The following is an 11,802-nucleotide window of genomic DNA, read 5'->3' on the forward strand; positions in this document are numbered from 1 at the left end:
TTTTCTCCGGCCCTGGCTGATCGAGGGTCGGCTCGCGGCGCTGGGATTGATTGATCGAGCCGCCGCCGAGATCGAACTGCAGCCCGAGGCCCTGGTGTGGCGCGGGCACTACGCCGTCATCCTCACGGTAGCGGCGTATGAGGGCTGGGTGCGGACGTGGGAAGCGCGGCTGGGTCGGGCGGCCTGACCGATGCCGCAGGACCCAGGGTCAGCTCCAGCCAATGGAAGATCTGGGCGTAATAGTCGCGGATATTGGCGGGGCTCCAGATCAGGTGGCTCTCGCCCCAATAGGTCACCAGACGCGCCTGGCCGCCGGTGCGAAGGATGGCGCTGAACATGCGCTCGGCCTGGGTCATGGGTGCGAAGTCCAGATCCGCCGTGAGAAGAAGCACCGGCCGGCTGATGCGGTCCGCGCGCAGGAACGGACTTGAGGCCGCGTAGAGCTCCGGCGCGTCCCAGGGCGGCGCCTCCAGCGCCCCCTGCCCCACTTCGCTCCAGCCCTGGTTGAACCGAAAGAACATGCCGGTTTTCGGCTGGATGCGCCCGACCGCATCGAACGCGCCCCACACCCCGAACAGGTCGCTGTAGGGCGCCGAGGCGATATAGGATTGGAACCGGCTGGACCGGGTGGCGATCTCCAGGGCGGCGTACCCGCCGAAGCTGTGACCGGACAGCACCATCCGGTCCTCGGGCAGCTGCGGAAAACGCGCCAGGGCCGCGTCGACGGCCAGGTCCACGCTGGCCACGTAGGCCGCCCCCCGTTCCTCGGCCGACAGACCCGCAGGGATCATCGGGCTCAGCACGGCGTAGCCCGCCGACACATAGACCTCAGGCCGGCGACTGTAGGTCATGGTGAACGGGTCCACCCGCGCCAGATTGTCCGCCCAGCCGGGATAGACGCTCACGATCAGACCGCGGATGGACTCCTCAGCTCCGGGCGGCAGGAAGAGCCAGCTGGTCGTCTCAACCCCTTGCCAGTCCAGGTGCGCGATGGGCTGCGCCTCGGTCAGCACGACGTCGGCCAGACCCCGGTTCACCCCGTCCAGGCGTGCAGTGGCGTCACCGCTGCGAAGCTGAAGGCCTTCCGACAGGCCTTCGGGGTGCAACACCAGGGCGGCGCGCCGGCCTAGCGCCAGCACGCGGTCGTGCGCGCCGCCCTCACCGTCCAGGGCCATCACCCCGCCCTCATCCAGGATCAGCACCCGGTGGTCCGCATCGATGGCGGCCGTCCAGGCGCGCCGGGGCGCTTCATTGGCCTTCAGCCGCCGGACACCGCTGAGGTTGAACGGGGTCGCCTCCCGCACTGTCAGGCCTGCGGGGGTGAGGCGGCGCGTCCCCGTCGACGTCATCGCCCACAAGGCCCCGTCAGCAAAGACCTGGAGCCCGTCCTCACCAGCAGCCGCGATGCGCCCCGGGGCCTGCGCCAGGCCGGCGGACAAGGTCAGCGGCGGCGCACCGAGACCAAGCAAACGCCAGTCGCGCCGTCCGCCCGCCTCCGTGGCCGCCAGCAGGACCGGCCGCTTCCCGATCCAGTCCGCCCGCACGCCCCCCAGCACGATCTCGGCGGAGGATCCCGCCACGAGCCTCTCGAGTTCGTAGCGGGTGACCCCGTCGTCCCCCACGCTCACCAGCCCGCCCTCGTCCCAGCGCCGTCCGTCCGGGCGGGCCCAGACCAGGACCGCGCCGGAGTCCGCCGACCAGCGCAGCAGGTGCGGGGCCACGTCCAGGCCCGGCGCCTCGGTGCGCCGTTCGCCGGTCTCCAGGTCGAGGACGACCAGTCGGCGACGGCGGTCGTCCTCCATGTGAAGCAGTTCCGGTCGGCCCAGCGGGATCGACTCCGCACGCGACACCAGGGCCACGGCCCGCCCATCCGGGGAGAGGGCGAAATCGGCAATGCGCCCTTCCGCCAGGACGCGGGCCCGCCCGTCCCGCAGATCCAGTCTGACCAGGGCTTGCCCCGGTTCCTGGTCCTCCGTGGTCACCACCCCGCCCGCGGCGTCCATGACCGTTCTCGCAGGCTGCCGACCCCGGGCGGTCCGCTCCCAGGCGGCGGCCCGACGGCGCGTGGCCACCTGATTGTAGCCCAGGGCCAGCGGCAGACCGCCGTCCGGCCGAACCAGAAGCAGGACGGTCTCGTCCGACGCCCAGGCGGCGAAAGCGCCGTTGAGCGGAAGCTCCGGGGCCAGGCCGATCCAGCGGACGGCCCGCTCAGCCATGGAGACGACGCCGTATTCGAAGGCGCCACCCTGGAGGCGGGTCACCAGGAGCCGGCTCCCGGAGGGTGACCAGGCCGCCAGCTCCAGGCCCGGCCCCTCCCCCGGCAGCAGTTGGCGAGGGGGCGCCGAGGGCGTGTCCAGGTCGGCCACCCACAGGTCCATCAGGGTCCGGACCGACTGTCCGCCCAGGTCGACCCGCTCCAGGGTGTCGTAGGCGCCCCGTCGCTCGTAAACCGCCCAGCGGCCGTCCGGCGAGATCGCCGCCTGTCCGAAGGCCTCCAGACTGAGCAGGTCGTCCACGGACAAGGCCCGTGGCGATTCAGCATGGGACGGCGGCGCGGCGAGGCAAACGAGCAGGACCGCCGCCAGCGCCGCGAGGCGCTGCGAGACTGGGCGCATGACGGTCTCACCAGCGCTTGATCAGATGAAGCGAGACGATGCGGCCCAGAAGGCTGGCCTGCCCGGCGTCAAAACCGAAGCCGGTGGGGGAGTCGTAGAACGGCGGGGCTTCGTCGAAGAGGTTCTGGACGGCCAGCTCAACGCTCAGCCCGTCAAGCGGGCCGGAGACAGGCCGCCAGGCCACCCGCGCGTCCAGGGTGTCCCAGGGGTCGATCCGGGTCCCGGCGCGGTCCTCATAGGCGGCCACGTGGTTCCAGTAAGCCCCCAGGTCGACCCCGTCCCCTGACCAGCTCAGCCCCGTGCGCGCCCTCAGGCGGACGGGATAGCCCAGCAGGCCTGCCACCTGTTCAGCCGGCGCTGCGGGCGTGGCCCGGCTCTCGTAATCAATGATCCAGGAGGCTGCGGTCTCCAGCGCCAGGTCTCCGGACTGCAGCGGCCAGCTGTGTCGGGCGGTCAGGTCCAGACCACGAACTCGCACCGCGCCGGTGTTGACCCAGCGGGTGTCGACGATGGCGCCGTAGCTTTCGGCGGGGAACGCCGGCGAGAAACCCGGTGTATCGGCGTAGCCCTCGACCAGGGCCAGGTCCGCAGGATTGTTCGCCGGATCAATCAGGGTCACGAAGGGGCTGAGGGTCGGGTCGATCAGCGCGCCTTCGAAATTGGCGTTCACCGGCTGGGCGATTCGATCGTCGAACCGCGTCTCGAACAGATTCACGCTCAGCGAGGACCCGCCGGCTGACCGGTAGTCGAATCCCGCCGTGAAGGTCTCGGAGGTTTCCGGCCGCAGATCGGGATTGCCGCCGTAGACCATCAGGATCAGCGCTTCGGAGCCGTCGGCCCGCGACAGGAAGGCGGGCGACACCCCTTGCTGGTCGAACAGCTGCGGCAGGGCGCCGGCCCGGAACGAGGTTCCCCATGAGGCGCGCACGCCCAGGCCTTCCACCGGCTCCCAGACGATCCCCACCTTCGGATTGGTGGTGGAGCCGAAGTCGTCGTAGGCCTCTTGTCGCGCGGCCAGGGACAGGTCCAGCGCGCGAACGCCTGGTCGGCCCTCGGCCGGGGCGACCAGAGGGACGCGGGCTTCGGCGAACACCGCCGTGACCGACCGCTCGCGCTCGGGCGTCGCCATCAGCCTCGGCTCGATGCCCGCCAAAAAGGTCTCGCCCCGGGTCTCGAAGGCTTCGCTGCGGACCTGGGCTCCCAGCGCGACCTTGAGGTCTCCTGCGGGCAACCGCCACAGCGGGCCCTGCACCATCAGGTTGGCCGCCGAGGCGCGGCTGCGGTTGCTCACCTGGCCGTAGCCGGAACCGATGAACTCCAGCACGGCGGGGCTGTTGGCCGCGCCGTCGCCGAACAGGTTGAAATAGCCGTCCACCTCGGCCCGGAACGGGGTCGCCGGATTATCCGGGACATTGCCCAGCGCCTCCGCCAGGAAGGTCGCGTTGACCCGGTTGGAGACGCCGTAGTCGGCGCGCTCGACCGCCTCGGCCACATAGCCTTCCAGCAGCCAGCCGGCCGGGAGATCGTAGCGTGCGCCCAGCGTGCCCCCGATGCTCTCTGACAGCGCATGGTTCTGCGCCGGCCCCAGGTCCCGCACGAAGGAGTAGGCGACGGAGTGGGCCGCCGCGCCGGTGGGCGAGACGAACCAGGGATTGGCCTGGGTCACCGTGAAGACGCCTGCGGCGGGCACGGTGGCGTTCTCCGTCTTGCGCCGGCTGTATCGCAGGTCCGCCGACAGCTCGAGCCGCTCCCCAAGGGTCTGGCGGACCTGACCGTAGGCGCTGTGGCGTTCGAGCGCCGGCAGGAGATCCACGCCCAGGCGCGGCGACTGGAGATTGGCGTCCCCCGCCGCGAAGTCCTCCGGTCCCTGGGCTGTTCCGCCCGGGGCAGGCCGTATGCCCCAGAGCACCTGGTAGGCTGAAGTGGCCGGATCGAAGGCCACGATGTTGCCGGGAGCGCTGTAGAAACTGCGGCGATCGGTTCCGCCGAACGGCCGCAGGTCGCCGTCGGCCGTATAGGCCCGGTCCGAGGCGCTGAGGCCGTTGGCGCTCTGGTGCTCATAGGAGAGATAGGCCGAGCCCGAACCCCATCGGCGCCCGGCCAGGTGGGACAGCTGGACGTCCTCGGCCCCGCCCTGCGCGGCCGCCACCCGCAAACGGCTTTCGTGACCGTGGTAGGCGCGCCGCATGATCACATTGACCACGCCGGCCACGGCATCGGCGCCGTAGAGGGCGGACGCGCCGTCCAGGAGCACGTCCACCCGCTCCACCGCCGCAGACGGCAGGGCGGAGATGTCGGCGAACTCGGCTCGCGAACCGGTGCCGGCCAGCCGCCGCCCGTTGACCAGCACCAGGGTCGCCGACGGGCCCAGCCCCCGCAGGTTCACCCCTGTGGCGTAGACATTGTTTGAGGTCCCCACGTCCGCGCCGGTGGCCTGGGTCAGGGGGGTGGAGGTCCCGGCGTAGTTTTGCGGCATGGCCGCCAGCACCTCCGCCACGGTCCCGTAGCCGCGCCGGTCCAGCTCATCCCGGTCCATCGTCACCACCGGCGAGGCCAGGTCCCCCGAGGAGACCAGCAGCGTTCCGGTGACCACCAGGGCCTCCAGTTCGGTCACCGGCTCGGGAGCCGCCCGCCGCAGGGCGAACACCCCCGGCCGGATCTGCCGGCCCTCCAGTCCGGAGCCCTCAAGGAGACGATCAAGGGCCTCGTACGGGGCCAGCCTGCCGTTGACGCCCGGCGATCGCAGCCCGTCCACCAGTTGCGGCGTGAAGAGGATCTGCTGATCCGCCTGGGTGGCGAAGGCGGTCAGGGCTTCGCCCAGGGCGCCCGGCGGGATGTCGAACATCCGTTCATTCTGGGCCGCGGCCGGGGCCGCCAGCGTTGATAGGCAGGCTGCGACGGCGGCTCCGGTGAGCAGATTGAAGCGGTTCATAGGCGTGTCTCCCTCGGCGCCCCCTCGGCGTCAGAGGAAGAGACCGTCGAGACCCCCGGTGACCCCGGAGCCCTTCACAAATTTAATTTCGACGGCGGCTCAGACCCACGGTCCCGTCCGCCTTCGGATCAACCGCGAGTCCAAGCACGTCCGAGGACGCGGCCACGAAGGCGTCCCGATCGCCGGTGCGGAACACGCCGCTGACCGCCTGGTCGCGGATGCCCGCATCCTCAATGACGATGCCGTCGGCCAGATAACGATTCATCTCTTCCACGGCCTGGCCGAGCGGTACATTGTCAAAGATCAGCCTTCCGGTGGTCCAGCTGGTCTCTACGGCCGTATCCACCGTCCGCGTCTCCACCCGGCGCTCCGACACCCGCGCCTGCTGTCCGGGCTCCAGGGACTGCACACGGCCCCTTCCCCCGCCCTGGACGTTCACGCGCCCGGACACGAGGGTCACATCCACCCGCTCGCCCCGGCGGCGCACCTCGAACACCGTGCCGACCGCCACCACGCGCGCCCCTGCGGCCTCCACCGAGAACGGCCGCTGCGGATCGGGCCTGACGTCAAACAGCGCCTGTCCCTCCAGCAGCTCCACACGGCGCTCCTGGTCGCCGTACACCACGCGGATGCGGGAATCCGTATCCAGGTTCACAAGGGACCCGTCGGCCAGTCGGATGTCCCGGCGTTCACCCACGGCGGTTTCATGGACGTCCCGGCCGCTCCACCACAGGGTCCCGCCCACCACCAGCGCCAGCGCCGTCAGCACCGCCGCGCCGCCGAAGACCACCGAGCGCCGACTGCGCCCGGGGCGCCGGTTGCGCCGGCCCCGCGCCTCTCGCAGCGCCTCGGCGATCTGGGGATCAGCCTCCAGGCCCTGGCTTTCGCGCCAGACCCGCTCCACCCGCGCGTAGGCGTCGGCGTTCCCGGGCCGGGATCGCCATTCGAAGAACTCCTCGATGGTGCTGGTGGCCACCACGGTCGAGCCGAGCCGGGCGTGCCAGGCGGCCGCCTCCTCCTCCGCTGCTTCAACCCGCACTGTCGGGCCAGCCATATCGCGCCTCATGCTAGCGCCGAAGCTGAGCGGCGCAGTGGGCCAGAGCCCGTGTCATGCGCCATTCCACCGTCTTGGGCGACAGCCCCAGCCTCTCGCCAATCTGGGCGTTGGTCAAACCATCCACCCGGGACAACAGGAAGACATCCCGCAAAGGCTCTGGCAAGCTCAGGATCAATTCCTTGATGAGAACGGCTTCGGATTGAACAGCTTGAACGACCTGGCACCCTTGGGAAGACGTTTCCTCCAGCTTGTGTCGTCGCGCGCGCCGCTGGCGGTCCCACACCAGGTTGGATGCTATCCGCATCAGCAGAGCCTGCGGGTGCCGGATATCGTCTGATTTGTAGCGGAAGACCCGAAGCCACGTCTCTTGAGCGATGTCTTCTGCTTCCTGCCGCCCGTAAAGCTTGATCAGCCGAGCGGAGAGCCATGCCCCGTACCGATCGTACAGGTCCTGCACGGCCCCATTGGGGCGAGATAAACTGTGGATGTGATCAGACATTGCGATGATCATCTGCAGAAACTGCAACCATCGGAGGAAAATGACACGTTTAGGGGACAGCCGAAAGACCCCTTGGCCGTCCACTTTGCGGGATGGACATTGTTACCCGTCTCGGAAAACGTGTTCGAGCGCTTCGCCGGGAAGCTGGTTTGTCCCAAGAAGAGCTGGCCTTCCGCGCAGGCATGAAGCGTAGCTATGTAAGCGATCTCGAAAGAGGCACGCGTAATCCATCTGTGAGGGCACTGGAACGACTGGCAACGGGGTTGTCCGTTCCGCCCGCCACACTTCTTGAAGATTGACGGTTCGCTTTCCGCGTCCGACGCGCCGGCCCTGCGGGCTGCGGCCTGCAGGTCGTTCGTGCCGGTCCACGTGAAAACCGGGGCGACTAGTCACAAAAAGCCTGCATCTCCCGAAATGACACGGTTGGTGGGCGGCGTTTCGCGACCGGCGCTGGCCTATGACGGGGATGGACGTGGTCATCCTCTTCGGCCGAAACGTGCGTGCCTTGCGAGAAAGGGCCGGCCTTTCGCAAGAAGAACTCGCCTTCAGGGCGGGCATGAAGCGCAGCTATGTGAGCGATCTGGAGCGGGGAACGCGCAATCCCACAGTCCGAGCTTTGGGCCGTTTGGCTGCCGCCCTAGAGGTGCCGCCCGCGCGCCTACTCGCCTGACCTGCCTAACGACCAGGCGGGCCTCCGCGGGCAAGCTCATTAGCGCCGCGGTGATATCTGCTTGGTAGGGACGGCTAGGCCGAGGAAGGCGGGGCGCGCAAACTGATGGTGCGGCCATCACGCCCACGGCCCCGAACCTCGAGGCTTTTTTCGGGTTTCACCGGACCGGCTCGCAGGGTCCCGACGCCCGGAAAAGTAGGCTTCCAAACCCAGCCAACCCGCGACCGCGCTCGCGATGAGCGCGTCTCGCATGCTCAACTGGAAGGCAACAATGATCGCCGCCACGACGATGATCTCGACGGCAATGATGATCTCCAGCCGCCGTGGCCGACGCAACTTCTTTCCCATTGCCAGTGACTTTCCAGATGACAACGCTCCGCATTGTGCGGACATCCTAACGTGAACCCAGCGCGCCAAGGAGTCTGGTAGCAGACCCAGCCCATAGTGAAAGGCGCATCAAGGGGCCCTCGCATGGAAATGGCGTCCTTTCTGGCGCTCGCATCGTCTCCGCTTCCGCCGACATGATCTCCGCCTAAAAGCGGACCCTGAGACAGGCCATCCTCATCCATCCAGCTCTTCTCAACTCTTTTTTTGCGTCCCGGCTGTTCCATTTTTCGATCGGGCGGAGAACGAGGGTGAAGCGATATCCTCCGCTCTGTCCACGGAGTGAGGCCGGACATGAACGCGACCGATCGTCAGACCCAGAAAGAGGTTCTCACGGCCGCGCTGCGGCTGATTCGGAAGAATCGGAGGCTACGTGCGCTCGACATCGCTGACCGAATGCATATGCCGCTGAGGTCGTACGAGCATTTCGAGGCGGGGGGCGGACGGGTGAATCTGGAACAGATTCACCGCTTCGCAAAGGCGACCGATAGCGATCCTCACGCCCTCATCGCGTGCCTCACCCTGGGTTCTCCGGAGTTCGCCCTGCGGTGCGCCGATAACAAACTGATGACCGTTCTCATGGTGGCGCTTCAGGAACTCGACCGAGACTATGGCGACACCATCGCGGCGCTCGACGTACGGACTCTCGTCGCCGCCTTCACGCACGTTCTGGACCAACTCGGCGATCTGGCCGAGCGACGCGAGCAGGAAGGCCGCGCCTGGCTGGACGCCGGCGTCGAGCGCCTCACCTCGCCCGACTCCGCTGATACGAAGTGACAGATACAACCGCCGACCCGCCGGTGCAGGTTTGCGGGATTGTCGCAAACCTGCGGTTGGTCTCTGCTCAGGCCATGCCAATCCCGCCCCCAGACTACGCACCCAAGCCTGCGCTGGAGGTGCTCACCGATCGTCACCGCGAATGTCTGGCGTTGGCGGCCCGGGGGCTTAACTCCTGCGCCATCGGCAAAGCCCTCGGCCTATCCCCGCGAACCGTAGACGAGCATTTCGCCCGCGCATGCGAGGTGCTGGGAGTCCGCACACGAATCCAGGCCGTAGCGTTGACGTCCGTGACAGACATCAGCGCCCCTTGCAGGGCGCCACCGGGCTCGAGATCGTCAACTCCGCGGACCGGGCGTGACGGCAAATCCTAGATCGATTATGTGGGAAAGCCATTCAACTCGGGCTAGCGGCAGCGGCGCGAGGCGGTTAAAAGCCGCTGCGCGTCAAAGGTCGCGTCGGAAAAGGATCGCCCTGTGGCGCAAATTGAACCCCGTCCGCTGATCGTTTGCGGAATGGGCAGATCCGGCACGCGCATGTGCGCTAACATCCTGAGGAACTCCAGCTTAGTTGAGCTGCAAGGCGAACTCGGCGGGCCGGCAGGTACCCGCCTGTTGGCTTGGCTTGAGGCAGCCTTGGCGCAACGCCGCATCGAGGATTTCGACACTAGGTATGATTTTGTTAGGCGGGCATTTCGCCTGTCGGCACCGGGCCGCCCCTCCGATCGTCCTCACGCCATCTGGTTCGGTCACAAAACCCCCCGACACGAACGCCATTTTAGACGCTATGAGACCCTGTTCGATAATCCAGAGAACCGGCCGGTTTATGTTTACTGTCTACGGAATCCTTTTGATGTCTGGCGGTCCTACCAAGCCATGCCCTGGAACAAGTTCCGGGATGTAGATACCTTTCTGGAGGCATGGTTGCGCTCCGTGGCCGTCTACGAGCTGATCGCCGAAAGGGCGCCGGACCGCGTTCTTGTATTCAATCTCGACAGGATGCTTCGAGCCGCCGACTGGAGGGACTATCTAGAGCCGACGCTTTTTCAACCTTTGGGGCTCTCAGGGGAGACTTTCAGTCGGCCGGTGATCACCCTTCGGAACTCTAACTCCAGCCTGAACAAGACTGGAGCCCGACCCGACCCCATCAGCGAAGCGGATCGCCGTGCAATCGCCAGACAGCCAGAGGTGCGCCGCATCGCTGCGGAGCACTTTCCTTGGCTGGGCCTCCCCCCGCCGCCCCCGGGCCTTATACGCAGGGATGCCAAGAAATCGGGGCGCATGGCTCGGCTGCGGAGAACCGCCGTCAGGGCCTGGAGACAGGCTCGGCGAGAATGGAATCGGCCTCGGTAAGTCAGTGTTTCATCAAGCGCCTGATTTGCCCGCGACCCCTCAAATGACCTTCGCCAAGCCCTTGGTCACCTGACGCGACCATGCAGTTTCCGTGCGCGTGTTGCTGGCGCGTGCCGGATCGGCCCGGCCGACATGTGAGTCGTGAGCGCACTGTTCAGGTCCAACGTAGCCTGTTATCGCTCTGACGGAGGGAGCCTGACATTGAGCCTAGCTAATGTTCACTAGTGACCCAGGCCCGAGGGGTCGCGCAGGGCTTGGGCGGACCGGACTGCAAAGTCGTGCTCGTCCGTTCGTGGCGGCGTCCTGGTCCGTCCTCCGTACGATCCATGCTCTTCTTCTTCGAGAATCCCGCACCCGTTATGGGGCGCGGTCAGCCGGATATGTCTGGGCGCTAATCTCGCCCATGATCCTCCTGGTGGTTATGATCGCAATTTTCAGCGTCCTCGCCCGCCCGGCAGGGGCCGGCGACAGCTTGGTAGTGTTCTTCATCACGGCCATTATACCGATCTTCTTTACGCGAAACGGCATAACCCGGGGCGCGAGCGCTATCCGGGCCAATCGGGTTTTGATGCAGTATCCGCAGGTCAATGCCTTCGAGGTCATTACCGCCCGCACCCTATTGGAAGGCCTAACCTACTTCATAGTCTTGGTGCTGTTCGTATTAATTATGTTCGCATTCTTTGGCCTGCCCTTCACGTCATGGATCGACGAACCCTTGCCTCTGATACAGGCGGTCGGAACGCTGCTGTTGCTGGCCTATGGCGCATGTTTTCTTAGCTCGCAAATTGGACGCGCCTTCGAGCCCTGGACTGAGCTGACCGGCCCGATCGGGCGTATTCTGCTGCTGACGTCAGGTCTTTTCTTCACATTGGGCAGCTTGCCACCCCAGTTCCTGGAGATTGTGCAGTACAATCCGCTGGCGCATGTGGTCGAGTGGATTCGCCATGCGGTCATCCGCGATTTCCACAGCGAGCTCTACAACCCTTGGTATCCGATCTCGGTCGGAGTGGCCCTTCTGGCCGCCGGCCTGTTCATCGACTGGCTCTACCGCATCAGCGGCTATGACAGGCAGCCGTGAAGCGGCGCTCGATGCTGAATCAAGGGCAAGTCCTTGGACTGTTGCGCCCCCCCAACCTTCTCTGGCGGCACCTAAAGGTAGCACAGGTTCGCTTGACGTATCCCGGGTTCGGATTTCCAAGCGGTTGCGCCGTTTGACGGTCCAAGACTGGAGACAGGCTCGGCAGAAATGGAACCGGCCGCGATGAGGCCCGATCAGCCCATCGCGCGTGTGTTGACCTTGCTCAGCGACAGGCGGACATTCTCCTCTGTACGCCATTCAGGAAATCACATGCTGGAAGCCTTGATGATCGCTGGCGCCGTGGCGCTGTGGTGCATCAGCGGCTTTGTGGTGATCCGACGGCTTGTGGCCGGCCCACCGGAGCAGCCCCCGGCGCCCAGAACGTCGCATTCTGCTGCATCCGACCATCAGGACTGGGAGGCTTGGCTCAAGTCCGGC

11 protein-coding genes and 1 pseudogene are annotated in these 11,802 nt (G+C 66.6%); 7 read left to right on the forward strand and 5 right to left on the reverse strand.

Going from position 1 to position 11,802, the window contains the following annotated elements; translation table 11 throughout:
• A pseudogene (locus tag C0461_RS10960) lies at window positions 1–187 on the forward strand (asparagine synthase); the annotation flags it as partial.
• On the opposite strand, the gene C0461_RS10965 reads toward C0461_RS10960, so the two are convergent.
• The 4 genes from C0461_RS10965 to C0461_RS10980 all read right to left on the reverse strand — a co-directional run bounded on the left by C0461_RS10965 (window position 123) and on the right by C0461_RS10980 (window position 7,103).
• Window positions 123–2,615: a prolyl oligopeptidase family serine peptidase gene (locus C0461_RS10965; protein WP_292106823.1), complete on the reverse strand. Its 2,493-nt coding sequence runs from the start codon at window positions 2,613–2,615 to the stop codon at window positions 123–125. The pseudogene C0461_RS10960 and the gene C0461_RS10965 sit on opposite strands and share 65 nt — an antisense overlap.
• Window positions 2,616–2,622: 7 nt before the next feature.
• Window positions 2,623–5,547: a TonB-dependent receptor gene (locus C0461_RS10970; RefSeq protein ID WP_292106824.1), complete on the reverse strand. Its 2,925-nt coding sequence runs from the start codon at window positions 5,545–5,547 to the stop codon at window positions 2,623–2,625.
• 82 nt (window positions 5,548–5,629) lie between these two features.
• Complete coding sequence (locus C0461_RS10975) at window positions 5,630–6,601, reverse strand: FecR domain-containing protein (RefSeq protein WP_292106825.1); 972 nt, start codon at window positions 6,599–6,601, stop codon at window positions 5,630–5,632.
• 13 nt (window positions 6,602–6,614) lie between these two features.
• Window positions 6,615–7,103 (reverse strand): RNA polymerase sigma factor, encoded by a 489-nt coding sequence (locus C0461_RS10980; RefSeq protein ID WP_292106826.1) that lies wholly within the window; start codon window positions 7,101–7,103, stop codon window positions 6,615–6,617.
• A 92-nt stretch (window positions 7,104–7,195) separates the two neighbouring features.
• On the opposite strand from C0461_RS10980, the gene C0461_RS10985 reads away from it, so the two are divergent.
• Both C0461_RS10985 and C0461_RS10990 read left to right on the forward strand, forming a co-directional pair.
• Window positions 7,196–7,402: a helix-turn-helix transcriptional regulator gene (locus tag C0461_RS10985; protein ID WP_292106827.1), complete on the forward strand. Its 207-nt coding sequence runs from the start codon at window positions 7,196–7,198 to the stop codon at window positions 7,400–7,402.
• Between the two features lie 167 nt (window positions 7,403–7,569).
• Window positions 7,570–7,773: a helix-turn-helix transcriptional regulator gene (locus C0461_RS10990; RefSeq protein ID WP_292106834.1), complete on the forward strand. Its 204-nt coding sequence runs from the start codon at window positions 7,570–7,572 to the stop codon at window positions 7,771–7,773.
• Window positions 7,774–7,890: 117 nt separating this feature from the next.
• Here the strand turns inward: C0461_RS10990 and C0461_RS10995 are convergent, their stop codons facing one another.
• Entirely contained in the window at window positions 7,891–8,121 is a 231-nt protein-coding gene (locus C0461_RS10995; RefSeq protein ID WP_292106829.1) for a hypothetical protein, read from the reverse strand.
• 330 nt (window positions 8,122–8,451) lie between these two features.
• Between C0461_RS10995 and C0461_RS11000 the strand changes: the two genes are divergently transcribed.
• From C0461_RS11000 to C0461_RS11010, 4 genes are all read left to right on the forward strand, one after another.
• Window positions 8,452–8,934: a helix-turn-helix transcriptional regulator gene (locus C0461_RS11000; protein WP_292106831.1), complete on the forward strand. Its 483-nt coding sequence runs from the start codon at window positions 8,452–8,454 to the stop codon at window positions 8,932–8,934.
• 74 nt (window positions 8,935–9,008) lie between these two features.
• The gene (locus C0461_RS11005; protein WP_292106837.1) at window positions 9,009–9,308 is read left to right on the forward strand and encodes a helix-turn-helix transcriptional regulator; all 300 of its coding nucleotides are present in this window, start codon (window positions 9,009–9,011) and stop codon (window positions 9,306–9,308) included.
• Between the two features lie 102 nt (window positions 9,309–9,410).
• Window positions 9,411–10,286 carry a sulfotransferase gene (locus C0461_RS14470; protein ID WP_363378346.1) on the forward strand — a complete coding sequence of 292 codons (876 nt, stop codon included), beginning with the start codon at window positions 9,411–9,413 and terminating at the stop codon, window positions 10,284–10,286.
• A 214-nt stretch (window positions 10,287–10,500) separates the two neighbouring features.
• Window positions 10,501–11,364 carry an ABC transporter permease gene (locus tag C0461_RS11010; protein ID WP_292106833.1) on the forward strand — a complete coding sequence of 288 codons (864 nt, stop codon included), beginning with the start codon at window positions 10,501–10,503 and terminating at the stop codon, window positions 11,362–11,364.
• Window positions 11,365–11,802: the final 438 nt, after the last annotated feature.

Source organism: Brevundimonas sp. (assembly GCF_013823285.1).
Lineage (GTDB): Bacteria > Pseudomonadota > Alphaproteobacteria > Caulobacterales > Caulobacteraceae > Brevundimonas.